This window comes from Rhodanobacter geophilus, from assembly GCF_040812275.1.
GTDB classification, from domain to species: Bacteria; Pseudomonadota; Gammaproteobacteria; order Xanthomonadales; family Rhodanobacteraceae; genus Rhodanobacter_A; species Rhodanobacter_A geophilus.
In genome coordinates this window covers 165,081-190,969 of sequence record NZ_JBFOHL010000006.1, presented here as the reverse complement: position 1 = coordinate 190,969, position 25,889 = coordinate 165,081, and the positions used below count along the sequence as shown (strand labels likewise).

24 protein-coding genes are annotated in these 25,889 nt (G+C 68.2%); 17 read left to right on the top strand and 7 right to left on the bottom strand.

Annotated features, from left to right (window positions below; all coding sequences use genetic code 11):
• Positions 1 to 2 precede the first annotated feature (2 nt).
• The 14 genes from ABQJ56_RS08615 to ABQJ56_RS08550 all read left to right on the top strand — a co-directional run bounded on the left by ABQJ56_RS08615 (position 3) and on the right by ABQJ56_RS08550 (position 15,643).
• The gene (locus tag ABQJ56_RS08615; RefSeq protein ID WP_367844598.1) at positions 3 to 1,208 is read left to right on the top strand and encodes an ABC transporter permease; all 1,206 of its coding nucleotides are present in this window, start codon (positions 3 to 5) and stop codon (positions 1,206 to 1,208) included.
• Positions 1,209 to 1,356: 148 nt separating this feature from the next.
• Positions 1,357 to 2,661, top strand: a complete 1,305-nt coding sequence (locus ABQJ56_RS08610) for an ABC transporter permease (RefSeq protein WP_367844597.1) — start codon at positions 1,357 to 1,359, stop codon at positions 2,659 to 2,661.
• A 10-nt stretch (positions 2,662 to 2,671) separates the two neighbouring features.
• Positions 2,672 to 3,871, top strand: a complete 1,200-nt coding sequence (locus ABQJ56_RS08605) for an ABC transporter permease (protein ID WP_367844596.1) — start codon at positions 2,672 to 2,674, stop codon at positions 3,869 to 3,871.
• Positions 3,872 to 3,927: 56 nt separating this feature from the next.
• On the top strand, positions 3,928 to 5,235 hold the full coding sequence (locus ABQJ56_RS08600) for an ABC transporter permease (RefSeq protein WP_367844595.1): 1,308 nt from the start codon (positions 3,928 to 3,930) through the stop codon (positions 5,233 to 5,235).
• A gap of 11 nt (positions 5,236 to 5,246) precedes the next feature.
• Positions 5,247 to 6,473, top strand: coding sequence for an FtsX-like permease family protein (locus tag ABQJ56_RS08595; protein WP_367844594.1), 1,227 nt, complete (start codon positions 5,247 to 5,249; stop codon positions 6,471 to 6,473).
• Between the two features lie 102 nt (positions 6,474 to 6,575).
• Positions 6,576 to 7,919: an ABC transporter permease gene (locus ABQJ56_RS08590; RefSeq protein ID WP_367844593.1), complete on the top strand. Its 1,344-nt coding sequence runs from the start codon at positions 6,576 to 6,578 to the stop codon at positions 7,917 to 7,919.
• 111 nt (positions 7,920 to 8,030) lie between these two features.
• Positions 8,031 to 9,158, top strand: coding sequence for an ABC transporter permease (locus ABQJ56_RS08585; protein WP_367844592.1), 1,128 nt, complete (start codon positions 8,031 to 8,033; stop codon positions 9,156 to 9,158).
• An 88-nt stretch (positions 9,159 to 9,246) separates the two neighbouring features.
• On the top strand, positions 9,247 to 10,587 hold the full coding sequence (locus ABQJ56_RS08580; RefSeq protein WP_367844591.1) for a sigma-54-dependent transcriptional regulator: 1,341 nt from the start codon (positions 9,247 to 9,249) through the stop codon (positions 10,585 to 10,587).
• A gap of 74 nt (positions 10,588 to 10,661) precedes the next feature.
• Positions 10,662 to 10,982, top strand: a complete 321-nt coding sequence (locus ABQJ56_RS08575) for a hypothetical protein (RefSeq protein WP_367844590.1) — start codon at positions 10,662 to 10,664, stop codon at positions 10,980 to 10,982.
• Between the two features lie 16 nt (positions 10,983 to 10,998).
• Complete coding sequence (locus ABQJ56_RS08570) at positions 10,999 to 12,384, top strand: sensor histidine kinase (RefSeq protein WP_367844589.1); 1,386 nt, start codon at positions 10,999 to 11,001, stop codon at positions 12,382 to 12,384.
• Between the two features lie 122 nt (positions 12,385 to 12,506).
• Complete coding sequence (locus ABQJ56_RS08565; RefSeq protein WP_367844588.1) at positions 12,507 to 13,448, top strand: SPFH domain-containing protein; 942 nt, start codon at positions 12,507 to 12,509, stop codon at positions 13,446 to 13,448.
• 73 nt (positions 13,449 to 13,521) lie between these two features.
• The gene (locus ABQJ56_RS08560) at positions 13,522 to 13,914 is read left to right on the top strand and encodes an endonuclease domain-containing protein (RefSeq protein ID WP_367844587.1); all 393 of its coding nucleotides are present in this window, start codon (positions 13,522 to 13,524) and stop codon (positions 13,912 to 13,914) included.
• A gap of 5 nt (positions 13,915 to 13,919) precedes the next feature.
• Positions 13,920 to 14,369: an NfeD family protein gene (locus ABQJ56_RS08555; RefSeq protein WP_367844586.1), complete on the top strand. Its 450-nt coding sequence runs from the start codon at positions 13,920 to 13,922 to the stop codon at positions 14,367 to 14,369.
• The gene (locus ABQJ56_RS08550; protein ID WP_367844585.1) at positions 14,366 to 15,643 is read left to right on the top strand and encodes a threonine/serine exporter family protein; all 1,278 of its coding nucleotides are present in this window, start codon (positions 14,366 to 14,368) and stop codon (positions 15,641 to 15,643) included. The genes ABQJ56_RS08555 and ABQJ56_RS08550 overlap by 4 nt, the downstream gene beginning before the upstream one ends.
• Before the next feature lie 210 nt (positions 15,644 to 15,853).
• Here ABQJ56_RS08550 and ABQJ56_RS08545 read toward each other — a convergent pair whose 3' ends face one another.
• From ABQJ56_RS08545 to ABQJ56_RS08535, 3 genes are all read right to left on the bottom strand, one after another.
• Entirely contained in the window at positions 15,854 to 16,174 is a 321-nt protein-coding gene (locus ABQJ56_RS08545; protein WP_367844584.1) for an H-NS histone family protein, read from the bottom strand.
• A gap of 254 nt (positions 16,175 to 16,428) precedes the next feature.
• Positions 16,429 to 18,126: a proline--tRNA ligase gene (locus ABQJ56_RS08540; RefSeq protein ID WP_367844583.1), complete on the bottom strand. Its 1,698-nt coding sequence runs from the start codon at positions 18,124 to 18,126 to the stop codon at positions 16,429 to 16,431.
• A 152-nt stretch (positions 18,127 to 18,278) separates the two neighbouring features.
• Positions 18,279 to 18,704 carry a DUF4124 domain-containing protein gene (locus ABQJ56_RS08535; RefSeq protein ID WP_367844582.1) on the bottom strand — a complete coding sequence of 142 codons (426 nt, stop codon included), beginning with the start codon at positions 18,702 to 18,704 and terminating at the stop codon, positions 18,279 to 18,281.
• A gap of 128 nt (positions 18,705 to 18,832) precedes the next feature.
• Here ABQJ56_RS08535 and ABQJ56_RS08530 point away from each other — a divergent pair, with 128 nt between their 5' ends.
• Genes ABQJ56_RS08530 through rimI form a run of 3 tightly spaced genes read left to right on the top strand, consistent with a single transcriptional unit; the run spans position 18,833 to position 20,594 of the window.
• Positions 18,833 to 19,618 (top strand): CDP-alcohol phosphatidyltransferase family protein, encoded by a 786-nt coding sequence (locus ABQJ56_RS08530; RefSeq protein ID WP_367844581.1) that lies wholly within the window; start codon positions 18,833 to 18,835, stop codon positions 19,616 to 19,618.
• Positions 19,615 to 20,106, top strand: coding sequence for a hypothetical protein (locus ABQJ56_RS08525; RefSeq protein ID WP_367844580.1), 492 nt, complete (start codon positions 19,615 to 19,617; stop codon positions 20,104 to 20,106). The genes ABQJ56_RS08530 and ABQJ56_RS08525 overlap by 4 nt, the downstream gene beginning before the upstream one ends.
• A 5-nt stretch (positions 20,107 to 20,111) precedes the next feature.
• Positions 20,112 to 20,594 carry a ribosomal protein S18-alanine N-acetyltransferase gene (gene rimI, locus ABQJ56_RS08520; protein ID WP_367844579.1) on the top strand — a complete coding sequence of 161 codons (483 nt, stop codon included), beginning with the start codon at positions 20,112 to 20,114 and terminating at the stop codon, positions 20,592 to 20,594.
• 80 nt (positions 20,595 to 20,674) lie between these two features.
• Here the strand turns inward: rimI and ABQJ56_RS08515 are convergent, their stop codons facing one another.
• From ABQJ56_RS08515 to pyrF, 4 genes are all read right to left on the bottom strand, one after another.
• On the bottom strand, positions 20,675 to 23,710 hold the full coding sequence (locus ABQJ56_RS08515) for a valine--tRNA ligase (RefSeq protein WP_367844578.1): 3,036 nt from the start codon (positions 23,708 to 23,710) through the stop codon (positions 20,675 to 20,677).
• Positions 23,711 to 23,859: 149 nt separating this feature from the next.
• Entirely contained in the window at positions 23,860 to 24,276 is a 417-nt protein-coding gene (locus tag ABQJ56_RS08510) for a VOC family protein (RefSeq protein WP_367844577.1), read from the bottom strand.
• A gap of 61 nt (positions 24,277 to 24,337) precedes the next feature.
• Positions 24,338 to 24,850: a TrmH family RNA methyltransferase gene (locus tag ABQJ56_RS08505; protein ID WP_367844576.1), complete on the bottom strand. Its 513-nt coding sequence runs from the start codon at positions 24,848 to 24,850 to the stop codon at positions 24,338 to 24,340.
• A 20-nt stretch (positions 24,851 to 24,870) separates the two neighbouring features.
• Positions 24,871 to 25,686: an orotidine-5'-phosphate decarboxylase gene (gene pyrF, locus ABQJ56_RS08500; protein WP_367844575.1), complete on the bottom strand. Its 816-nt coding sequence runs from the start codon at positions 25,684 to 25,686 to the stop codon at positions 24,871 to 24,873.
• Positions 25,687 to 25,889 lie beyond the last annotated feature (203 nt).

The following is a 25,889-nucleotide window of genomic DNA, read 5'->3' as shown; positions in this document are numbered from 1 at the left end:
TCATGGAAATCCGTCCGATTCTCTCCAGCCTGCGCCGCCACCGCATCCCCGCCGTGCTGATCGTGCTCGAGATCGCGCTGGCCTGCGCCGTGCTGTGCAACGCCGTGTTCATGATCGGCCAGCGCGTGGCGAACATCCACTGGTCGAACGGCATCGACGAGTCCGGCCTTTCGGTCATCACGTTGAACGGCACCGATCCCGGGCGTGCCGCCAGCGATATCCCGCGCGACCTGGCCGCCCTGCGCGGCATTGCCGGCGTCACGGCGGTGGTGCCGGTGACCAGCATGCCGCTGGACCAGAATCCGGCGCTGACCGGGTTCACCGCCACGCCGGACGGCAAAACCACGGTGAACACCTCGGTGTATTTCCTCGGCAGCGGCGGCGAGCAGACGCTGGGGCTGCACCTGCTGCGGGGGCGCTTCTTCAACGCCGACGAATACGCGGACAGCGGCCTGAAGGATTTCCAGTCCACCGGTCACGTCCTGCTGGTCACGCAAAGCGACGCGCAGCGCCTGTGGCCCGGCCAAGATGCGCTGGGCAAGGCGCTGTATGCCAACGGCGAAAGCTGGACGGTGGTCGGCGTGGTCGGCGACGTGCTGGCGCAGGACCCCAAGTTCAGCGGTCCCGGCGGGCGGTATTCCAGCGTGTTCTACCCGTCGCGCCCCGACGGCATGATGGGCGACTACGTGCTGCGCAGCGCGCCGCAGGATCGCGACCGCGTCGTGCGCGAGGCGGTGCAGGCGCTGGGCCGGCTGGAGCCGGGCGCGGTGGTGGAGGGCAAGACCTACGCGCAGATGCGCGCCGACTATTTCGCCGACACCAGCAGCATGGTGTGGATGCTGGTGCTGGTTTGCGTGGTGATGCTCGCGGTCACCGCGTTCGGCATCGTCGGCCTCACCAGTTTCTGGGTGGGCCAGCGGCGCCGGCAGATCGGCATCCGCCGCGCGGTGGGCGCCACCCGCGGCGACATCATGCAGTACTTCCAGACCGAGAACTTCCTGCTCAGCACCGCCGGCGTGGTGCTGGGCCTGGTGCTGGCCTTCGGCATCAACCTGTACCTGATGCAGCGCTACGAGGTCGCGCGCATGCCCTGGTACTTCCTGCCGGTGAGCGCGCTCGCGCTGTGGCTGCTCGGCCAGCTCGCCGTGCTCGGCCCCGCGCTGCGCGCGGCGGCGGTACCGCCGGTGGTGGCGACGCGGAGCGTGTGAGCTTTTCCCTCTCCCGCCCGCGGGAGAGGGTGCCCCGGATGGGGCGGGAGAGGGCACGGGCGGAGCGTGGCGTTGCGCGCTGTCCGAACCCTTTCTTCCAGCCCCTCTCCCGGAAGCGGGAGAGGGGAGTTCAACAAGGAGAGATGGAATGTTCGGGTATTACCTCGATCTTGCATGGCGCAGCCTCAAGCGCACACCGATCCTCACCGGCCTGATGGTGCTGGCGATCGGCCTGGGCATCGGCGCGTGCATCACCACGCTGACGGTGCTGCACCTGCTTTCGGGCGACCCGCTGCCGGGCAAGAGCGGGCAGCTGTTCTATCCGCAGATCATGCCGGACACGCGTTCGAAGACCGAGCCCGAAGCCGAGTACACCTACATCGACGCCACCAACCTGCTCCGCGAGCACCGCGCCGACCGGCAGGCCATCGTGGTGAGCGCGAAGCTGAAGGTGTTCGGTCCGCAGCCGGGCGCGCGGCCGATGTCGCTTTCCACGGTGGCGACCACCACGGATTTCTTCCCGATGTTCGACGTGCCGTTCCGCTACGGCGCCGGCTGGACGGCGGCGGACGACGATGCCCGGGCGCGCGTGGCGGTGATCTCGCAGGCGCTCAACGACAAGCTGTTCGACGGCGTCGACAGCGTGGGCAAGAGCATCCGACTGGACAAGTGGGATTTCCGCATCGTCGGGGTACTGCAGCACTGGCGTCCGGTGCCGCGCTTCTACGACCTGTACGGCCAGGGCGGTTTTGCGGAGAGCGACGGCGTGTTCATCCCGTTCGCCACCTCGCGCGACCTGGCGGAGCTGGGCATCCAGGGCAATTCGCTGGATTGCTGGGGCCAGCTCGCCGACCAGGTGCACCTGGAGAACCAGCCCTGCGTGTGGCTGCAGTACTGGGTGGAGCTGGACACGCCCGCCAGGGTGGCAGCGTACCGCGATTACCTGGTGCATTACTCCGCGCAGCAGAGGGCGCTGGGGCGCTTCCAGTTCAAGGACAAGCCGCTTACCGCGCTGCGCGGCCTGATGGACTGGCTGGGCCACAACGAGGTGGTGCCCAGCGACGTGCGCCTGCAGACCTGGGTGGCGTTCGGTTTCCTGCTGGTGTGCCTGATCAACACGGTGGGCCTGCTGCTGGCGAAGTTCCTGCGGCGCTCGGGCGAGATCGGCGTGCGGCGCGCGCTGGGGGCGTCGCGTGGCGCGGTGTTCGCGCAGCTGCTGACCGAGGCCGGTCTGGTCGGCGTCGCCGGCGGCGGGGTCGGCCTGCTGCTCGCGCTTGCGGGGTTGTGGGCGGTGCGGCGTTCGCCGACGAACTACGCCGCGCTGGCGCATCTGGACCTGGGCATGTTCCTCACCACCTTCGTGCTGGCCATCCTCGCCAGCCTGCTGGCCGGCTTGCTGCCGGCATGGCGCGCCTGCCTGGTGCCGCCGGCACTGCAACTGAAGAGCCATTGAGGACGCCATGATGGAATTCCGACCGATCCTTTCCGCGCTGCGCCGGCACAAGCTGGCCGCCGGCCTGCTGGTGCTGGAGATCGCCGTGGCCTGCGCGATCCTGTGCAACGCGGTGTTCATGATCCGCCAGCGGCTGGCGCAGATGCAGGTGCATACCGGCCTCGCCGAGAGCGGGCTGGTATGGCTGATGACCGACGGCGTGTCGGGCGACGCCGCGACGCCGGTGACCGAGCGCAACCTGGCCGCGCTGCGCGGCATCGCGGGCGTGCAATCCGTCGCGACGGTGGTCTCGCTGCCGCTGGCCAACAACGACATGAACTTCAACCCGAGCATGGACGCCGACGGCACCAGGCGCGGACCGAACGTGCAGCTGATGCTGGGCTCGCCCGGCTACCTGCAGACGCTGGGATTGAAGCTGGTGGAAGGGCGCGACTTCGACGCCGACGAGTACGCCGGCATGGACGTGTGGATGCCGCAGTCGTCCTCGATGATCATCACCCGCGCCCTGGCCGGGCGCCTGTGGCCGGAGCAGGACGCGCTGGGGCGGACGTTCTGGATCGGCAATCGGCGCTTCCGGGTGATCGGCGTGGTGGACCACATGGTGCGCGGCGAATTGCGCGGCACCGCGTCGGAATACGTGGCGCTGTTCGCCGCACGTCCGGCTTCCGCCTTGTCGGCGCTCTATGTGCTGCGTACCGACCCCGCTTCGCGCGGCCGCGTGCTGCGCGAGGCCGCCGACAAGCTGATGGCGCTCAATCCGCAGATGCTGATCAACGACAAGGGCACCTATGCGGACCTGCGCGACGGCTACTTCGCCGGCGACCGCGCCATGGCGTGGCTGCTCGCCACGGTGTGCGTGGCGCTGCTGGTCGTTACCGCGCTTGGGATCGGCGGCCTCGCCAGCTTCTGGGTGGCGCAGCGGCGCAAGCAGATCGGCGTCCGCCGCGCGATCGGCGCCACCCGCCGCGACATCCTGCGCTATTTCCAGGCCGAGAATTTCCTGATCGTCACCGGCGGCGTCGTGCTGGGCATGGCGCTGGCCTACGCGATCAACCTGCTGCTGATGACACATTACGAACTGCCGCGCCTGCCGGCCAGCTATTTCCCGACCGGCGCCCTGGCGCTCTGGGCCATCGGCCAGCTCGCCGTGCTCGGCCCCGCACTGCGCGCGGCGGCGGTACCGCCGGTGGTGGCGACGCGGAGTGTGTGACGGCTTTGCTCCCCCTCCCGCTTGCGGGAGAGGAGAGTTCAACAAGGAGGCATGGAATGTTCGGCTACTACCTCGACTTGGCGTTGCATAGCTTGAAGCGCAACAAGGTGCTCACCGCGCTGATGGTGCTGGCGATCGCGCTGGGCATCGGCGCCAGCATGACGATGATCACGGTGCTGCACGTGATGACGGCCGATCCGATACCGGGGCGCAGCGGACAATTGTTCTATCCGCAGATCGATCCGCGGCCGATGGACAGCGACAACCCGACCCACGATCCGCCGGATCAACTGACCTGGATCGACGCGATGAACCTGCTGCATGCGCGCAAGGGTGTGCATCAGGCAGCGATGACGGGCGGACGGGTGACGGTGGTGCCGCCGCAGGGCGCATCGCACGCCTTTTTCACCCCAGCGCGTTCCACCACGGCCGATTTCTTCCCGATGTTCGACGTGCCGTTCCTGGATGGCAGTGGATGGGCGGCAAGCGATGACGAGCGGCGTTCGCGCGTAGCGGTGATTTCGCGCGACCTGGCCGACAAGCTCTACGGCACGCCGCATGCGGTGGGCCAGACCTTGCAACTGGGCAAGTACGACTTCCGCATCGTTGGGGTGATCGACCGCTGGAACCCGTCGCCGCATTTCTACGATCTCGGGATGGGCAACTACACCAACGAGCCCGAACAGGTGTTCCTGCCGCTGCAGACGGCGCTGGATCTGAAGTTGAGCGGGGCCAACAGCATGAGTTGCTGGGGAAAATTTCCGAGCGACGGCGATCTGCGCAAGGCTAGCAGCTGCGCCTGGATGGATTTCTGGGTGCAGCTGGACACGCCGCAGCAAGTCGTGGCTTATCATGAGTTCCTCGTCAATTATTCGGAACAGCAGAAAGCTCTGGGCCACTTTGTGCGGCCGCCGAACACGCGCTTGCGCGACGTGATGGCGTGGCTGGACTACAACCACGTGGTGCCGGGCAGCGTGCAACTGCAGGCCCTGTTGGCGCTGGGCTTCATGCTGGTGTGCCTGGTCAACACTGTGGCACTGCTACTGGTGAAGTTCCTGCGCCGGGGCGGCGAACTCTCCGTGCGCCGCGCCATGGGCGCATCGAAGCGTTCAGTATTCGCACAATTGCTGGTGGAAGCGGCGCTGGTGGGTTTGGCCGGCGGCGCGCTAGGCCTGTTGCTGGCCATCTTCGGCCTGTGGATCGTGCGCCAGCAGCCGGTGCCGTATGCCACGCTGGCGCACATGGATGGCGTGATGCTCAGTGCCACCTTCTTGCTGGCGGTGTGCGCCACCTTGGTGGCGGCCTTGTTCCCGGCGTGGCGCGCCTGCCGCATCGTGCCGGCCCGTTTGCTGAAGACGCAATAGGGACATCGCGCATGCATCCCATCATTTCCGCACTGAAGCATCACAAGACCACCATCGTGCTAGTGGCGCTTGAGATCGCGCTGACCTGCGCCATCGTCACCAACGCGCTGTTCCTGATTGGAGACCGCCTGGCGGCCATGCGCGTGCCCACCGGCGTCGCCGACAACGAACTGGTATGGGCGCGGGCCAGCGGCCTCGATCTGGGCGGAGCCGCGGTCAGCCGTGATCCGACCGATGTGGCTGCTGCCGACCTGGCCGCCTTGCGTGGCTTGCCAGGTGTCGAGTCAGCGGCGATGGCCAACACGCTGCCGCTTACCAACAACTACTGGAGCATGGGTGTCTTTCGCCGCCCCGGCGACGAGAAGAGCGGACTCGACAACGTAGTCGAATATCTGGGCTCGCCCGGCATGCTGCGTACGCTGGGCATCCGGCTGTCGGCTGGGCGCGATTTCCTGCCGCAGGAGTATGTCGACTACAACCCGTTCAAGGACCAGCCGCCGCCGACGGTCGTTATTGTCACGCGCACGTTGGCGGGACAGTTGTGGCCCGGCGAGAGCCCATTGGGGAAAACCTTCTGGCTGGACAGCGACGGCAAGCACGCCGTGCAGGTGGTTGGCGTGGTGGGTCATCTGCTCAACCCGAGCATCAACAAAGACCAAGGTGTGGATCGCAGCCTGATCCTGCCGGTGACCCGCGTGCAGGGGGGCGTGTACGTGCTGCGCGTGCGGCCGGACGCGCGCGGCGCAGTCAAGCGCGATCTGCCCGGCGTGCTCACCCGCATCGATCCCGCACGCATTGTCACCGACGGTCACATCTACGCCGACACGGTTTCGGACTACTACCACGGGGACCGCGCCATGATCTGGGTATTGCTGGTGGTCACCGGCTGCCTGCTGGCGCTGACCGCGCTTGGCGTGGTGGGCTTGTCCAGCTTCTGGGTGCAGCAGCGCACCCGGCAGATCGGCATCCGTCGTGCCATCGGCGCCACGCGGCGCGACATCCTGCGCTACTTCCAGTTCGAGAACCTGCTGATCGTTAGCGCAGGCATCTTGCTTGGCTCGCTCGGTGCGGTCGGACTGAACCTGTGGCTGATGAAGCACTACGAACTGGCGCACATGCCGCTGGCCTGGCTGGCCTCGGGTGCCGTCGTGCTGTGGCTGCTCGGCCAGCTCGCCGTGCTCGGCCCTGCGCTGCGCGCCGCGGCGGTGCCGCCGGTGGTGGCGACGCGGAGCGTGTGAATCTTGCCTGTTCCCCTTTGGCAGGCGGAGGGTGGCTGAAAAATTACACATGTAATATGTTTGCCGGGCGCGAGGACGGGGCGCCAGGCAAACGGAGGGGACATGCTTCGCTACAGTCTCGAACTGGCCGCACACGGCCTGCGGCGCTTTCCGAAGAGCACGGTGCTGGTGGTGCTGACGACGGCGCTGGGCCTCGCGGCGTGCATGACCACGCTGACCCTGCTGCACGTGCTGTCGGCCGATCCGCTGCCGGGGCGCAGCCAGCACCTGTACCTGGCGTGGGTGGATACGGTGCTGGCGAAGCCGCGGGGCGACACGGAGGACGCGGCCCTGAACAATATTGCCGAGGATCGCAGCTATCACCGCATCAAACTGGCCGATGCACAGGCGCTGCTGGCGGCACATCATGCGGCACGGCAAACGGTGGTGGCGGACATGGCTGCCGACGAAGTGTCCGATGACGGCAGGCATGCGCAGAGCCAGCAGCTGATCCTGGCGACGACCTCGGATTTCATCCCGATGTTCGGCGTATCGTTGCGCTACGGGCGCGACTGGACACCGGCCGAGGACGCCGCCCGCGTGCCGGTGGCGGTGATCGATGCCGCCCTCGCGCAGAAACTGTTCGGTACCGCCGATGCCGTCGGACGCAGCGTGCGGCTCAAGAACACCTTGTTCCGCGTGGTCGGGGTGATCGAGCCGTATGCGCCGCAGCCACATTTCTACGAGCTGAGCGTGGGTTCGTTCTCGTCCGGGGGCGAGGAAAACCTCTACGCGCCCTATGCCGCTGCACTGGATGCGGGGCTGGTCCCCTGGGGTTCGGACGATTGCGACGCTTCGTACAAGGGTGGCTATGGCGTCGCGGTCGATCCCGTCCGTTGCGCGTCGCTGGGCCTGTGGGTGCAGCTAGACACGTCGCAGCAGGTGTCGGCGTACCGCCGCTTCCTGCAGGACTACGCGGAGCAGACGATGGCGCGGGCCGGCTTCGGCAAGCGGCCGCGTTCGGAGCTGACCGGCGTGGCCGGCTGGATGAGGCGCAACGACGTGGTGCCGGACAGCGTGCGGCTCAACGTGTGGCTGGCCGGTTCGTTCCTATTGCTGTGCATGGTCAACGTGGCGGGCCTGTTGTCGGCGCGCTTCCTTCGGCGCAGCGGCGAGGTGGGCATGCGTCGCGCATTGGGTGCGCCACGGCGCGCGGTGTTCCTGCAGCACGTGCTGGAATCGGGGCTGGTGTGCCTGGTCGGCGGCGTGCTCGCGCTGCCGCTGACCTGGCTGGGGTTGTGGATACTGCGCCAGCAAAGCGATGAATTCTCCGGGTTGGCGCAACTCGATCCGGCGATGTTTGGCGCGCTGTTCGCGCTGGCGCTGGCGGTGGGCGCGCTGGTGGGCCTGCTGCCGGCCTGGCGGGTCGCGCTGGTCGAGCCGGGTTTGCAGATCAAGAGTGAATGAGGGAGCGTCATGTCGCTGCGCATCCATGTTTCCGTCCTGCGCCGGCAGTGCCTGATGCCGCTGCTGGTGTTGCTGCAGGTGACGCTGGCCTGCGCCATCCTGTGCAACGTGATGTTCCTCACCTGGCGGCAATTGGAGCCGATGCTGGCGCCCGGCGGGGTGGATACGGCCAACCTGATCCTGGTCGATCAACTGGCGGCTGCCACCGGCCGATGGACGGCTGCGGACGTGCAGGCCGGCGCGCAGGCGCTGCGCGAGGTGCCTGGCGTGCGCGCGGTCAGCCCGGCCGGCAGCCTGCCGATGGTGTTCAGCAGCGTCTATGCCTTTGGCATGCAGGGGCCCACCAAGGTCAAGCTGGGCGTCAACGTATATGCCGGCGAGGGTCTGCTGAACACGCTCGGCATCCCGTTGCTGGCGGGGCGCGATTTCCTGCCCGATGAGTACCGGGCCGTGGATGGCTACAAGGATGTGCCCAGGCCGGTGATCATTACGCAGGCACTGGCGCATCAGTTGTTTGGCCAGGCCAATGCGCTCGGGCAGCGCGTGACCGATCCGGAGGAGCCGGCAGGGCCCGGCTATCGGATTGTCGGCATCGTGCGCCACTTGCTGCGTAACCAGCTCGGCATGGCGACGCAGGGGCGGGCCGACGACACCATGTTGTTCCCGCAGCGGATGGGCGACACGTCGATGCCGCTTTTGTATGCCGTGCGGGTCGATCCGGCCATGCGCGAGACGGCGCTGCGCGGCGTGCGCAAGGCCATCCTGCGCGAGTTCGGCGCGCGGCTGTCGACGGGAACACAGGCGGATGCCAGCTTCTACGATACCCGCAGCAGCAAGGCCTTCAAGAGCCGCTGCGCCGCGCTGTGGCTGTTCGCCGGCGTGGCACTGACCGTGGTGGTGGTCACCGTGATCGGCATCATGGGCCTCACCGGCTTCTGGGTGCAGAAGCGCACGCGGCAGATCGGCATCCGCCGGGCGCTGGGTGCGCGGCGCGTCGACATCCTGCGCTACTTCCTGACCGAGAACGCGCTGATCGTTGGGGCGGGCGTGGCGCTGGGCATGGTCCTGGCCTACTTTGGCAACGCCTGGCTGATGCGCTATTACGAGCTGCCGCATCTGCCGTGGATCTGGCTGCCGCCGGGCGCGGCGCTGATGCTGCTGCTCGGCCAGTTCGCCGTGCTGTCGCCCGCACTGCGCGCGGCGGCGGTGCCCCCGGTGGTGGCGACGCGGAGCGTGTGATGTGCGGAAATTTTCATGTACGTAGGCCGATGGTCATGGCAACCTTTTCCACCGGAGCCGCATCCATGCGGACATGTGCAGGAACAAGATGCGTACCGTACTGATCGTCGACGACAACCCGTCCGTGGGTGAGGCGCTGTCGCTGCTGCTGTCGCTGCACGACATCCGCCCCGTGGTGGCGCTGAACCAGGCCGAGGGCCTGGCCGCGCTGGAGCGCGAGCGGGTGGATGTGGTGATCCAGGACATGAATTTCAGCGCGGACACCACCTCGGGCGAGGAGGGCGTGGAGCTGTTCCGCGCGATCCGCGAGAGCCACCCCGACCTGCCGGTGATCCTGCTGACCGCGTGGACCCACCTGGAGACCGCGGTGGAGCTGGTGAAGGCCGGCGCCGCGGACTACCTCGCCAAGCCGTGGGACGACCACAAGCTGCTGGCCACGGTGGAGAACCTGCTGGAGCTTTCCGAGTCCACCCGCGAGATGAGCCGCGCGCGCCGCGAACGCCGCCGTCGCCGCGAGGTGTTGCAGAGCACCTACGACCTCGACCACCTGGTGTTCGCCTCCGAGGCGATGGCGCGCACGCTGGAGCTGGCCTGCCAGGTGGCGCGTGCCGAGGTGCCGATCCTGATCACCGGGCCGAACGGCGCGGGCAAGGAGCGCATCGCGGCCATAGTGCACGCGAACTCGCTGGTGAAGAAGGGTCCGTTCGTGGCGGTGAACTGCGGTGCGCTGCCGGGCGAGCTGATCGAGGCCGAGCTGTTCGGCGCCGAGGCCGGCGCCTACACCGGCGCGAACAAGGCGCGCGAGGGCCGCTTCGAGCTGGCCGACGGCGGCACGCTGTTCCTCGACGAGATCGGCAACCTGCCGCTGCCGGGCCAGATGAAGCTGCTGCGCGTGCTGGAAACCGGGCAGTTCGAGCGGCTGGGTTCCGGCAAGACGCGGCAGGCGAAGGTGCGCGTGCTGTCGGCGACCAACGCCGACCTCAAGGCGATGATCCGCGCCGGCACCTTCCGCGAGGATCTGTATTACCGGCTCAACGTGATCGAGGTGAACCTGCCGCCGCTGGCCGAGCGCAGCGACGACGTGCTGCCGCTGGCCGAGCACTTCCTCGCCGGTCGCGCCGCGCTGGGCGACGCCGCGCGCGAGGCGCTGCTGGCCTATCCGTGGCCGGGCAACGTGCGCGAGCTGAAGAACGCGATCGAGCGAGCCGCGCTGCTGGCCGGCGGCAAGCCGATCACGCCGGAGCTGCTCAACCTGCCGCAGGTCGCGCCGGCCGCCGCGCGCAACCTCGACGAACCCAGCCGCGAGGCAGTGGAGGGCGCGCTGCACCAGGCCGAGGGCGTGGTGAGCCGCGCCGCGCAGGTGCTGGGCCTGTCGCGCCAGGCGTTGTACCGGCGCATGGAGCGTTACGGGCTGACGGCGTCGGCATGACCGATGTCGCTTGCGGGCCCGGTGGCGGCGTGGAAAGCTGCCCGACGTTCGTGCTTCATTGCCCGGAGGTTCCCATGCGCATCCGAAGCTTCGCTTTCCTGTCGCTCTGCCTGCCGGCTTTCGCGGCCGCGGCGCAGACGGCACCCGACCAGTGGGCCGCTCCGGCGCCTGCCGCCAGCATCGCCCCTGCGCACGACGGCGTTCCGCATCGCGGCGATACGCCGGCGAAACCTTCGCCGTTCAAGTTCAAGAGCGAGCGCAAGACATGGGAGCCGGAGCCGCCGCCGCCGAACGCCAACGACCGGAACGCGGTGATGGGTACCGAGCGGCCCTGGCAAAACGGCCAGCCGCCGGTGAGTTGCGCGCAGACGCCACACGATCCGGCATGTCGTTGAGCAGGCCCAGGCCCTGATGTGGCGCCGCCTGAACACGCTGCAGTTCCGCTTGACCCTGCTGCTCGCGGTGGCCGCGGTGGCCGGCGCGCTGGTCTACGTGGGGCTGACCCAGTGGCCGCTGCCGCAGCTGTTCGACTGGCTGCACAAGGATCTGTCGGTGTCGATCCGCACGCCGGCGCAGCTGGGCATCTATGGTGGCCTGGCGGTCAGCGCGCTGGTGCTGCTGCCGCTGGCGTGGTGGCTGGCGCACCTGGTGATGTCGCCGCTGAGCCGCCTGCTGCGCGCGCTGGAGGGCGCGGTGGCGAGTTACCGCGACGGCGATTTCAGCTTCTCCATCGCGGCGCGCCGCAGCGACGAGCTGGGTGAGCTGATCCGCATGCACAACGCGCTGGGCCAGACCCTGCGCGAGCAGCGCCAGCACCTGGTGCAGCGCGAGCTGCTGCTGGAGACGGTGGTGCAGAACACGCCGGTGGCGCTGGTGCTCACCGACGGCAACGGCCGCGTGGTCTATTCCAACATCGCCTCGCGCCACCTGTTCAACGAGGGCAAGAGCCTCAACGGGCTGGATTTCACCGAGCTGCTGACCGAGGCGCCGGAGGCGCTGTCGCGCGCGGTGGAAGGCGGCGAGGACGCACTGCTCAGCGTGGAGATGGACGGCAGCGAGGAAACCTTCCACTTGTCGCAGCGCGCGTTCCGGCTGCAGGGCCGGCCGCACCGGCTGCACCTGTTCCGGCGCATGACGCGCGAGCTGTCGCGGCAGGAAGTGGCGACCTGGAAGCGGGTGATCCGGGTGATCAGCCACGAGCTCAACAACTCGCTGGCGCCGATCTCCTCGCTGGCGCATTCCGGCGCGGAACTGGCGCGCCGCGGCAACCTGGAACGCCTGCCCGGCGTGTTCGCCACCATCAGCGAGCGCGCCAGGCACCTGCACGGCTTCATCGCCGGCTACGCCAGCTTCGCCAAGCTGCCGGCGCCGCAGCCGCAAGCGGTCGAGTGGGAGCCGTTCCTGGCTTCGCTGGCGCTGCATTGCCGATACCGGCTCGCGTCGCCGGCACCCACGCATCCCGGGTGCTTCGACCCGGTGCAGATCGAGCAGGTGCTGATCAACCTGATCAAGAACGCGCACGAGTCCGGCAGCGCGGAGGACGAGGTCAGCCTGACCCTTCTCGATACCGGCAGCGAGCTGCGCATCGAGGTGGCCGACCGCGGCCCCGGCATGAGCGAGACCGTGCTGGCGCAGGCCCTGCTGCCGTTCTATTCCACCAAGCGTTCCGGCACGGGGCTGGGCCTCGCACTGGCGCGCGAGATCGCCGAGGCGCACGGCGGGCGGGTGCTGCTTGCCAACCGCGAGGGCGGCGGCCTGCGCGTGAGCCTGCGCCTGCCGCAGTTCGGCACGCGCTAGCAGCAGCCGTAGGAGCGGCTTCAGCCGCGACGGGCGCGTTCGGGAATCGCGGCTGCAGCCGCTCCTACGGCCGCCATCGCGCTCGCCTATACTGCAGTTCTCATCGGGGAATGGAGCAGGTCATGGGATCGTTTCTTGCGCTGGTCATCGTGGTGCTGGTGGTCGTCACGCTGCTCAAGATGGTGCGCATCGTGCCGCAGGGTTACGAGTGGACGGTGGAGACCTTCGGCAAATACACCCGCACGCTGACGCCTGGCCTGCACCTGCTGATACCGGTCTACCAGTCGGTGGGCCGCAAGATGAACATGATGGAACAGGTGCTGGACGTGCCATCGCAGGACGTCATCACCAAGGACAACGCCGTGGTGCGCGTGGACGGCGTGGTGTTCTACCAGGTGCTGGACGCCGCCAAGGCGGCCTACGAGGTGGCGCAGCTGGAACAGGCCACGCTGGCGCTGATCATGACCAACATCCGCACCGTGCTCGGCTCGCTGGACCTGGACGAGAGCCTGAGCCAGCGCGACGCGATCAACGCCAAGCTGCTGCGCGTGGTGGACGAGGCCACCCACCCGTGGGGCGTCAAGGTCAACCGCATCGAGATCAAGGACATCGCGCCGCCGCGCGACCTGGTGGACGCGATGGCGCGGCAGATGAAGGCCGAGCGCGAGAAGCGCGCGAACATCCTCGACGCCGAGGGCTTCCGCCAGGCGGCGATCCTCAAGGCCGAGGGCGAGAAGCAGTCGGTGATCCTCGCCGCCGAAGGCGAGAAGGAAGCCGCGTTCCGCGCCGCCGAGGCGCGCGAGCGCACCGCGGAAGCCGAGGCCAAGGCCACGACGATGGTGTCCGAGGCGATCGCCAGCGGCAACGTCAACGCGCTGAACTACTTCGTCGCCAACAACTACGTCGAGGCCTTGAAAGCGATGGCCGCCTCGCCGAACCAGAAGATGCTGCTGCTGCCGATCGAGGCCACCGGCGTGATCGGCGCCATGGCCGGCATCGCCGAGCTGGCCAAGGAATCGCTGGGCCAGCAGCAGGCCGCCACCAAGGCCATGCCGCCGCGCTGACATGCTTTTCTCCCCTCTCCCGCTTGCGGGAGAGGGGTTGGGGGAGAGGGCGCTTTTCAAGGAAGGATCAGGTATGACCCACTTGGACCACGCCAAATCCATGCGTTCGATCCCGACACCTGCCGAGCAACATCTCTGGTACCACCTGCGCGCCCATCGTTTCTTGGGTTTGAAGTTCAAGCGCCAGAAGCCGTTCGGTCCTTACATCGTCGATTTCGTCTGCATGGAACGCGGGTTGGTGATCGAACTGGACGGCAGCCAACATGGCGACCAAGTCGCCTATGATCGCGAGCGTGATGCGTGGCTGACAGCACAGGGGCTGACCGTGCTGCGCTTCTGGAATCACGACGTGATGGATCGGACGGAAAGCGTGCTGGAGCAGATCAGGCAATTCGTGGAGGCCGTGCCCTCTCCCCCGACCCCTCTCCCGCAAGCGGGAGAGGGGAGTCAAGAACAGTTCGGATGATTCCCATGCTCGGACAGATCGCAACGCATTACCTGTGGTGGATCCTCGCCCTGCTGCTGATCGCGGGCGAGGTGATGGCGCCCGGCTATTTCCTCTTGTGGATAGGCATCGCCGCCGCGGCGATGGGCGTGCTGCTGTGGCTGTTCCCCGGCATGGGCCTGCTGGCGCAGGCGGTGCTGTTCGCCGTGCTGGCGCTGGCCGCCTGCCTGGCCTATGCGCGCTGGCTGCGGCCGCGGATCGAACGTCGCGCGCCCGGCAGTGATCGGCTGAACCGTCGTGCGGAGCAGATGATCGGCCAGCGCTACGAGCTGATCGAGCCCATCGTCAACGGCCGCGGCAAGGTGCGCGTGGGCGACGGCCAGTGGCTGGTCAGCGGGCCGGACCTGCCGCTGGGCATCACGGTGGAGGTGGTGGCGGTGGACGGCACCACGCTCAAGGTGCGCGCTGCTGCATGAGCGCGCCGGCTGCGGGTGCACAACCCTTGGTCACCGCGGCGCTGAACACGCGGATGGCCTTCCTGCTGGAGCTGGCGCGGCGGCTGCACCAGTACGGCACCTCGGCACCGCGGCTGGAGATGGCGGTCGACCTCAGCGCGCGGCGGCTGGGCCTGCAGGCCGACGTGTGGTCCAGCCCCACCGCGATCATCATTTCCTTCTCCGACCTGGGGCAGGGCGACGAGGGCGTGGCGCAGACCACCCAGGTGATGCGGCTCGCCCCCGGCGACGTGAACCTGGCGCGCCTGTGCGAGGCGGACGAGATCGCCGACCGGGTGATCGCGGGCGAGCTGGACCTGCGCGAGGGTTCCCGCCTGCTGCGCGCACTGGGCGCGCCGGACACGCGCAGGGCGAAGATCAATACCGTCATCAGCTATGGCCTGTCCGCCGCCAGCATCGCGGCATTGTTCCTGCACAGCTCGTGGGTGGACCTGGTGGTGGCCGGGGTGATCGGCGCGCTGATCGGCGGCATCACCATCCTTTCCGCCACGCGGCCGCGGCTGGCGGTGGCCAGCGACGCGATCAGCGCGGTGGTGGCCACCGCGGTGGCGATCCTGGTCAGCGCTTTCGTGGTGCCGCTGGCGATCAAGTCGGTGGTGCTGGCGGCACTGATCATCCTGGTGCCGGGCATGTCGTTGACCACCGCGGTGCGCGAAGTGTCCAGCGGGCACCTGGTGTCCGGCATGGCGCGCCTGGGCGGCGCCACGGCGACCTTGCTGAAGTTGACCTTCGGCACCGTGGCGGCCACCGAGGTCTGCGCCGCGTTCGGCATCCATGCGCGGGATTTCGCGCTGCCGCCGCTGCCGGGCTGGACCGACTGGCCGGCGCTGCTGGTGGCCGCGGTGGCGTTCGCGATGCTGTTCCGCGCCGCGCGGCGCGACTGGCCGGCGGTGATCGTGGCGGTGATCGCGGGCTATCTCGCCACGCGCTGGGGCGGCGAATTTTCCGGGCACCTGCCCAGCGCGCCGTTCGGCGTGTTCGTCGGCGGCCTGCTGGTGAGCGCGCTGGCCAACCTCTACGCGCGCCTGCGGCAGCGGCCGGGCGCGGTGATCCGCGAGCCGGGCATCCTGCTGCTGGTGCCGGGCAGCGTGGGTTTCCGCAGCGTGTCCTTCCTGCTCGAACGCGACACCAGCCTGGGCATGGACACGGCCTTGCTGCTGCTTACCCTGCTGGTGTCGCTGGTGGCAGGCCTGCTGTTCGGCGAGCTGCTGGTATCGCCGCGCCGCTCCCTGTAATCCGTCGCAGGCCGGATTCGCAGGCTTTCGGCGGCGAAAGCCGGGAAGAGGGCCGGGAGAGGGGCGCCCCGCGAAAATCCCGTTTGTGGATGCCCACAAAAAACGCCGACCTGCAGGCCGGCGTTTTTATGGGAGTACCTCGTGAAAAGCACGGCCGAGGATGGCTGCCGGTTTGATCTTCGCGACCATGGGTGATCGCAAAGTGTCAAATCAGATCAGCAGGTCCTTTTCCTTCTTGCCGGCCTTCAGCGCCTCGTTGAACCAGCGCGGACGCTTGCCGCGACCGGACCAGGTCTGCTCGGCATTCGCCGGATTGCGGTATTTCGGGGCCACCGTGCCGCCGCTGCGGCGCTTGCCGCGGGCGCCACCAAAGATGTCGTCGAAGCTGTAACCCTCGGCCTTGATCAGCGCGTGGATCTTTTCGCGCAGCTTGACCACCTTTTCCTTCTTCAGTTCGTGCTGGCGCGACTGCGCCTTGTTGATCAGGTCGTTGAGCTGATTATGGTTGAGATTCTTGATATCGATGGCCATCGGAAGCTCCCGTAACGATGAGAATTTGTGGTGGCCCGGATGAATGCGTGGCAGACGGCATTACCGGTGCGGCGGCCATTCTCACTCAAATAAACCGTATTTGCAAAGCGCCCGATTTCACAAAAAACCAATGGCGGGACGCCGGGCATTGCGTTTCGCCATTACACGGGATAATCCAATTCGACGCAGTGCCCCGGGCATGAAAACAAACGGCCGCGCATGGCGGCCGCTTGTCGGGACCATACAGGCGGCTTTCAGTCGAGCAGGCCGAACAGCTCGTCACGGGTCACGGCGCGGCTTTCCGCCTCGTGGCGAGCCCGGTATTCCAGCGTGCCGGCGGCAAGGCCGCGTTCGCTGACCACCACGCGATGCGGAATGCCGATCAGCTCCATATCGGCGAACATCGCGCCGGGGCGCAGGCCGCGATCGTCCAGCACGGTTTCGATGCCGCGCGCGGCGAGCTCCTGGTACAGCGATTCGGCGGCGGCGGCGACCTCCGGGTTGCCCTTGGGGTTGATCACGCACACCGCCACCCGCCACGGCGCCATCGCCTCCGGCCAGACGATGCCGGCCTCGTCATGGCGCTGCTCGATGGCGGCCGCCACGATGCGGCTGATGCCGATGCCGTAGCAGCCCATCAGCATCACCTGCGCCTTGCCCTGGTCGTCCAGCACGGTGGCGCCCAGCGCCTCGGCGTACTTGGAGCCGAGCTGGAACACGTGGCCCACTTCGATGCCGCGGGCGAGGCGCAGCGTGCCCTTGCCGTCGGGCGAGGGGTCGCCCTCGACCACCTGGCGGATGTCCTCGACCCGCGTGATGCGTGCGTCGCGTTCCCAGTTGGCGCCGGTGTGGTGCGTGCCGTCGGCATTGCCGCCGCAGACGAAGTCCGCCAGCACGGCGGCGCTGCGGTCCACGATCACCGGGATCGCGCCGGGCAGGCCGGCCGGGCCGATGAAGCCGGGGCGCACGCCGGTGGCGGCAAGGATATCCGCCTCGCTGGCGAGCTCGACTTCGCCCGGCAATTCGGCCAGCTTGCCGGCCTTCACTTCGTTCAATTCATGGTCGCCGCGCAGGCACAGCGCCACCAGGCCGTCGCGGCCTTTCACCAGCAGGGTTTTCACGCATTGCCCGGGTGAAACCTTGAGGAAGGCGCTGACCTCGGCGATGGTTTTCTGCCCAGGCGTATCCACGCGCCGCATTTCCGCGGCGGGAGCGGGGCGCGACGCAGTCGGCGCCAGGGCCTCGGCCTTTTCCACATTCGCCGCGTAATCGGAGCCGTCGGAAAACACGATGGCGTCCTCGCCCGAATCGGCCAGTACCTGGAATTCGTGGCTGGCATTGCCGCCGATCGCGCCGGTGTCGGCCTGCACCGCGCGGAATTTCAAACCGAGCCGCGTGAAAATGCGCGCATAGGCGTCGTACATCGCCTGGTAGGTTTCACCCAGCGATTCCTGGCCGAGGTGGAAGGAATATGCGTCCTTCATCAGGAATTCGCGTGCGCGCATCACGCCGAAACGCGGGCGGATCTCGTCGCGGAACTTGGTCTGGATCTGGTAGAAATTCACCGGCAATTGCTTGTAGCTGTTGAGCTCGTTGCGCGCGTAATCGGTGATGACTTCCTCCGCAGTGGGCGCGTAGCAGAATTCCTGCTCTTTTCTATCCTTGATTTTCAGCAGTTGCGGGCCGAATTTCGCCCAGCGGCCGGATTCCTCCCACAGTTCCCTGGGCTGGATCGTGGGCATCAGTATCTCGACGGCGCCGGCACGGTCCATTTCCTCGCGCACCACGTTTTCCACCTTGCGCAGCACGCGCAGGCCCAGCGGCGACCAGGTGTAGAGGCCGGAGGCGAGCTTGCGGATCATGCCGGCGCGCAGCATCAGCTGGTGGCTGGCGATCTCGGCGTCGGCGGGCACTTCCTTGACGGTGGCCAGGTGGAATTGGCTGAGGCGCATGCAGGCGGTTTCCGGCGTAGTAAAGAGCCGGATTATAGCGGTGCGGAACCGTCCTGACGGTTCCGCCAATGGGCATGGCCTGCTGTGGCCCCGGTCGTCCCGGTTGCGACTGAAGCCGTTCTCGTGGAGCCGGCTGCAGTCACGAAACGCTTCTATTGCCCTGCACAGTACTGCTGGTACTGCGCGCTGGCGGTAGCGGTCTGCTGCTTGCGCTGCGCATCGCTCAGCAGCGCGGGCTTGCCGCTTTCCTGCATCACCACCGGGCCACTGCCCTGCAGGGTGGCGAGGTTGGACTTCAGCGTGGCGCACAGCTTGGCGCGGTTGGCAGGAGTATCGGCCACCGGGGCGGCGGGGGCGGCGGCCAGTGCCGGGGTGTCGTCGGCGGCCGGCTGCGGTGCCGGCGCGTCGGCGGATTCCACGCCACCGGTCAGTTTCACCTGCTGGTAGCGGGTGCCCTCGGCGGGGGCGGATTGCGAGTAATGCACCGTGCCCTTGGCGTCCGTCCATTTGTAGATTTGCTGGGCGACGGCCAGCGGGGCAACCAGCAGCAGCGCCACGGCGATCAGCGAACGGGGCATGGAATTCTCCGGAGGCTTGGATGGGCGGGGTTCCCCACCCCGCACAGGTGCACTAGTAGAACTCCCGCGCGGCCGGGACTCAAGCGGATGATGGTTTACACTGCGCGCATCCTGTCACGGATTGATCCATGAGCGACTCCCTGCCCGTACGCCCGCCCCGGCATCGCGGCATCTACCTGCTGCCGAACCTGTTCACCACCGGGGCCATGTTCGCCGGTTTCTACGCGATCATCGCCAGCATCGGCGGCCGTTTCGGCGACGCGGCGGTGGCGGTGTTCATCGCCGCCTTGCTGGACGGCATGGACGGCCGCGTGGCGCGGCTCACCGGCACGCAGAGCGAGTTCGGCGTGCAGTACGACTCGTTGTCGGACCTGGTGAGCTTCGGCCTGGCGCCGGCGCTGGTGATGTACACGTGGTCGCTGTCCACGCTGCGCGATTTCGGCCCGCTGTGGGGCAAGCTGGGCTGGGCCGCCGCCTTCATCTACGCCGCCTGCGCCGCGCTGCGGCTGGCGCGCTTCAACACCCAGGTGGGCGTGGCCGACAAGCGCTATTTCCAGGGGCTGGCCAGCCCGGCCGCGGCGGCGGTGTGCATGTCCTTCGTGTGGAGCATGGACAAGTGGGAGATTCCGGGCGCCGAGCTGTGCTTCGTCACGCCGTGGATCGCGGTGATCGCCGGCCTGCTGATGGTCAGCCGCTTCCGCTATTTCAGCTTCAAGTCGCTGCCGCTGGGCAACCACCAGCGCGTGCCGTTCGTGTGGATCGTGACGGCGCTGCTGCTGCTGGTGCTGCTGTACCTCGATCCGCCGCGCGTGCTGCTGGCCGGCTTCACGGTCTATGTGCTCTCCGGCCCGGCGCTCACCCTGTGGGGGCTGGCCGGCCATCGCCGGCGGCCGCGGCGGGGGGAAAGGGCGTGAACGCGCCGGCCATCGCACCGGCCGCCGCCGCACATCGTGCGCGCGTGCTGCGCGCGCTGGGGCTGACGCCGTGGCAGCGCCGGCAGGCGGCGACGGGCGAGGCGGCGCCACTGGCGGACGATTCGCCCTTGCCGGCCACCAGCCACGCCGATTGCGTGGTGCTGCTGCCGGCGGTCTGTGGCACGCGCGAACTGGACCTGCTGGGTCGTGCCTTGAATTGCGCCGGCGTCGCGTTGGCCCGTGCCGGTCGCGTGCGGGTGCAACCCGGCGAGGCCGAGGTTGCCGTGCCCCAGGCACGCGCCTACCTGGCCTGCGGCGAGGCGCAGGCGCACGCGCTGGGGCGCAGCCTGCCGATGCAGGTGACCGCGCAGGCGCAGATCGTGCTGGTGGACGAACCGGGCCGCCTGCTGGGCGATGCCGCCGCCAAGCGGCGGCTGTGGATCGCCTTGCGCACCTTGCGCCGCAGCCTGGCCACGGCAGGGCGCTGAGCGCCATGGTCGCGGTCGCCCGCCCGGCCAGCCACATGCGCCTGATGCGCATGGACGACCTCGATGAGGTCGTGGCGGTGGAGCAGGTTTCCTACGATTTCCCGTGGACGCGTGGCATCTTCGCCGACTGCCTCAAGGCGGGGCATCCGTGCTGGGTGCTGTGCATCGACGAGGAACTGGCCGGCTACGGCATCCTCTCGGTGGGTGCGGGCGAGGCACACGTGCTCAACATCTGCATCGCGGCCGCGTACCGTGGCCGCGGGCTGGGCCGGCACCTGCTGGGCCGCCTGCTCGACGTGTCGCGCTGGAGCGGCGCACAGCGCATCTTCCTCGAAGTGCGGCCCTCGAATCCGCTGGCGAAGACGCTGTACGAGTCGGTGGGCTTCCGCGAGATCGGCCGCCGCCCGCGCTATTACCCGGCGAAGGATGGGCGCGAGGACGCGATCGTGATGGCGCTCAATATCGCTGGAAGCGATATTGAGAAATAGGTAAAGGCGCTTTTTGCTTCTACCGCAAGATTGCCCCTCACCCCAACCCTCTCCCCGGAGGGGAGAGGGCGACAGGCTGCTCAACCCGCTAGCTTCCCCGCCTGCTCGCGCAGCGCCGCGAGCTGGGTGTTCCAGTCCACGATGCGCTGGCGTTCCTGCGCCACCACCTCCGCCGGCGCATTGGCGACGAAGTTCGCGTTGCCGAGCTTGCCTTCGCATTTCCGGATCTCGCCCTCGATGCGGGCGATTTCCTTGGCGAGGCGTGCCTGTTCGGCGCCGAGGTCGATCAGCCCGGCCAGCGGAATCAGCACGCGCAGCGAGCCGACCACGGCGGCCGCGGCGGCCGGCTCTGCCGCGCCGGGTGCTATCCACGCGGGCGCTTCGGTGCGGGCGAGGAAGGCGATCTGCGCGGCGAATTTTTCGGCGCGCGCGCGATCCGCGGCCTCGCCCCCGGCGAGCAGCAGCGGGATGGTCTTGCCCGGCGCGATGTTCATCTCCGAGCGGATCCTGCGGATGCCCGAGAGCACGGCCTTGAACCATTCGATCTCGGCGGTGGCCGCGTCGTCGGCCGGGAAGTCCGATGCCTGCGGATACGGGCATTGGAGAATGCTCTTTGTTGAAGAGTCCGGCAGGGATGCCGGTTTGTACTTTGCGCTCATGGAAGGGCGCTCAAGTGCATGCGCCACTTCCTGGTAAATCTCCTCGGTGATGAACGGGATGACCGGATGCAGTGCGCGCAGCACGGCTTCCAGCACCACCAGCAGCGTATGGCGCGTGGACGCCGCGGCCTGCGCATCGTCGCCATTCAACGCAGACCCTTCGGCTTTGCTCAGGGCAGGCTTGGAGAGTTCGAGGAACCAGTCGCAATACTCGTTCCACACGAACTCGTACAGCGCCTGCGCCAGGTGGTCGAAGCGGTAGCTGGCGAAGTGCTGCTCGACCTCGGCCAGCGTCTGCCCGAGGCGGGTGAGTATCCAGCGCTCGGCTTCGGTGGCCGGTGCCGAGCCCCTCTCCCTCCGGGCACGCGGGGAGGCGCCATGGATGGCGCCGGCTTTGAGGAGCGAGGAGAGGGGTTGGGGAGAGGGTACGGTCGTAGCGAAAGGCTGCGCTTCGCCCGAACCCTCTCCCGGCGCATCCGCGCCACCCTCTCCCGAGGGGAGAGGGGAAACATTCATCAGCACGAAGCGCGCGGCGTTCCATAGCTTGTTGCAGAACGCCTTGTAGCCCTCGGCGCGCTTGAGGTCGAAGTTGATGGTGCGGCTGTAGCTGGCCAGCGCGGCGAAGGTGAAGCGCAGCGCGTCGGTGCCGATGGCCCTGATGCCGTCGGGGTATTCCTTGCGGATGCGCTTCTCCACCTTCTCGCGCACCTGCGGGATCAGCAGCGACCTGGTGGACTTCGCCACCAGCGGCTCCAGCTCGATGCCGTCGATCAGGTCCAGCGGGTCCAGCGTGTTGCCCTTGGACTTGGACATCTTCTGGCCCTCGGCGTCGCGCACGATGGCGTTGATGTACACCTCGCGGAACGGCACCTGGCCGGTGAAGTACCGGGTCGCCATCACCATGCGCGCGACCCAGAAGAAGATGATGTCGAAGCCGGTGACCAGCACGGCGCTGGGCAGGTAGATGCGGTCGCGCGACCAGTCGGCGACGACGTTGCCGTCGGCGTCCTGCACCGGGCCGTCCAGCGGCCAGCCCAGGGTGGAGAACGGCCACAGCGCGGAGCTGAACCAGGTGTCGAGCACGTCCTCGTCCTGGCGCAGCGCGCCCACCGGCGCGGACGCGGCATGCGCGCGCGCGTCGGCCTCGTCCTCGCCCACGAAGATGTGGCCGGCCTCGTCGTACCACGCCGGGATGCGGTGGCCCCACCACAGCTGGCGGCTGATGCACCAGTCCTGGATGTTGTCCAGCCACTGCGTATAGGTGGTGCTCCAGTTCTCGGGCACGAACCTGATCTCGCCCGAGCGCACGGCGTCCAGCGCGGGTTCGGTGATCGCCTTGCGGCCACCCGGACGGCCATCCGCCTGCACGTCCGAGGTGAGGTCGACGAACCACTGGTCGGTGAGCATGGGCTCGATCACCGCGTCCGAGCGCTGGCTCACCGGCACCTGCAGCTTGTGCGCCTTGGTCTCGACCAGCAGGCCGGCGGCCTCCAGGTCGGCCAGCACGCGCTTGCGTGCGTCGTAGCGGTCGAGGCCGCGGTAGGCTTCCGGCGCGTTGTCGTTGACCTTGGCATCCAGCGTGAAGATGGTGATCGGCGCGAGCCGGTGGCGCTGGCCGATGGCGTAGTCGTTGAAATCGTGCGCCGGCGTGATCTTCACGCAGCCGGTGCCGAACTCGCGGTCCACGTAGTCGTCGGCGATCACCGGGATCTCGCGGCCGCCCAGCGGCAGGATCAGCGTCTTGCCGACCAGGTGCGCATAGCGCCCGTCCTCGGGATGCACGGCCACGGCCACGTCGCCCAGCATGGTTTCCGGGCGGGTGGTGGCGACCACCAGCGATTCATCGCTGTCGCTGACGGGGTAGCGGATGGACCACATGTGGCCGTCGCGCTCGACATTGTTCACCTCAAGGTCGGAGACGGCGGTGCCCAGCACCGGATCCCAGTTCACCAGGCGGTTGCCGCGGTAGATCAGGCCGGCGCGGTACCACTCCACGAACACCTTGCGCACCGCGGCGGAGAGGCCCTCGTCCATGGTGAAGCGCTCGCGCGACCAGTCGGCCGCGGCGCCGATGCGGCGCATCTGGTTGGTGATGGTGGAGCCGGATTCCTCCTTCCACTGCCACACGCGTTCCACGAACGGCTCGCGGCCGAGGTCGTGGCGGGTCCTGCCTTCGGCGGCGAGCTGGTTCTCGACGATCTTCTGCGTGGCGATGCCCGCATGGTCGGTACCCACCTGCCACAGCACGTTCATGCCGCGCATGCGCTGGTAGCGCACCAGCATGTCCATCACGGTCTGCTGGAAGGCATGGCCCATGTGCAGCGTGCCGGTGACGTTCGGCGGTGGCAGCAGGATGCAGTAGGGCTCGCCCTGGCCCGACGGCTTGAACGCGCCGCTGGCTTCCCAGCGGGCGTACCACGTCGACTCGATCTGGGCGGGTTCGAAGCTCTTTTCCATGGGGACTCGCGATGGCGCGCACCGGTGGGGTGCGGGATCTGGCGTCAAAGCCTTGAATTGTACGGGGCAGGGGCAGGGCTGACAAAACGCCGATGCCGCCGGCAGCCCTGCCGCCAGGCGGCTGCGGGCGGCTCGGAGCCACCAGGCTCTCAGGGTTCGAGCAGTTCGCCGCCCCAGCTGGCGGGATCCGCATCGGCGACGGTCTGCGTGAACGTCCACAGGTGGCCGCCGGGGTCCATCGCCGAATACTGGCGCTCGCCGTAGGGCCAACTGGCCGGTTCGCGGACGATGCGGGCTCCCGCGGCGACGGCCTGCGCATGGTGCGCGTCGGCATCGTCCACCCGCACCATCACCGACTGCCGCGGCAGCTCGCCGCCGCTTTCCGGGCCGGCGTCGCTGGCCACCATCGCGCCGTCGCCGTAGACGAGCTGGATGCGGTGATCGCCGATGCGCAGCCGCTGGCGGAACCCGAAGGCCTTGCACAGCCAGTCGGCGGCTTCGCGCACGTCGGCGTAGCCGAGCACGGGAATGATGGTGGCGTTCGGAATGGATCGATTGCTGCGCATGAACAGGTCTCCATGCCGCCGGTGCCCCGAGGCAGGGCAGGGCCGATGTCCCCTGCGGGGATCATCCCAGCTTGCGCGTGATGACGTAAGTGGCGATGGCGCAGGCGCTGGCGACGTTCATCGACGAATTGTGGCCCAGCATCGGGATGTGCACGGTGGCGTCGGCGGCGTCGAGCAGGGCCTGGCAGATGCCGGCGCTCTCGTTGCCCAGGACCAGGCAGATCCGTTCGCCCGGGGCAACCCGCAACTGGTCCAGCGCGATGCTGGCGGAAGTGAGTTCCAGGCCGATGATCCGGTAGCCGGCGGCCTTCAGCCCGGCCACGACCGGCAGGGGATCCTCGGCGTGGACGTAGGGCACGCGCTGCTCGGTATGGCGGGCGGCCGTGCGCAGCTTCGGATGGGGTGGCGTGCAGGAGCTGCCGGTGAGGATGAGCTCCTCCACGCCCAGTGCGTCGGCGAGGCGGAACAGGCCGCCCACGTTCGCGGGGCGCCGGACGTTGTGCGCCAGCAGGCAGAGCGGATGCTTGCCAGCCGCGGGGCGGTGCGCACGGTGGTCGAGTTGCATGTTCGGCATGGCGCCGCCCGCCGGGACGCTCAAGGACGATGGCGATTGATGGTGTCGCGCAGTTCCATCGCGGCCGTCCGCGCGGCCTGGGCGAAATCTTCGCCGCTGCCGGCGTAGAGGATGGCGCGCGAGGAACTGATCATCAGGCCGCTGCCGTCGGCGGTGAGGCCATGCCTGAGCACGGCTTCCACGTCGCCGCCCTGGGCGCCGATGCCGGGCACCAGCAGGGGCATGTCGCCCACCACGTCGCGCACCTGGCCCAGTTCCTCCGGCCAGGTGGCGCCGGTGACCAGGGCGCAGTTGCCGTTGGCGTTCCAGTCGCGGGCGATGGTCTCGGCCACGCGCAGGTAGAGCGGCACGCCGCCGCAGTCCAGCGCCTGGAAGTCGGCGCCGCCGGGGTTGGAGGTGCGGCACAGCAGGATCACGCCCTTGTCGGCGTGTTCGAGGAACGGCGCGATGGAGTCGCGGCCGAGATACGGATTCAGCGTCACCGCATCCGCCTGGTAGCGATCGAATGCTTCGCCGGCGTAATGCTGCGCGGTGCTGCCGATGTCGCCGCGCTTGGCGTCGAGGATCACCGGCACGCCGGGGTGCCTGTCGTGGATGTGCGCGATCAGCCGCTCCAGCGCATCCTCCGCGCGCAGCGCGGCGAAGTGGGCGATCTGTGGCTTGAACGCGCAGGCGAGATCCGCGGTGGCGTCGACGATGGCGGCGCAGAACGCGAACACCGCGTCGGCTGTGCCGCGCAGGTGGGCCGGGAATTTCGCCGGCTCCGGGTCGAGGCCCACGCAGACCAGCGTGCCGTGTTCGCGCCAGCGCTGCTGCAGGGTGTCGTGGAAGCGCATGGCACGGGCCTCGGGCAAGGGAATGGCTGCGTAGTCTAAGCGAAGCGCATCGGACACGCGGCCAGGCGTACGGGTTGGCAAGATCGTGACGGCGGACGTGTTTGGCCTTCCATTTGTCCCGGATCGGACCTAAGGTCTGGAAGATCGCGCCGGATCAATCGACGCACCCTCTGCTCCTTTCGCCGATCGCGACACATCTGACC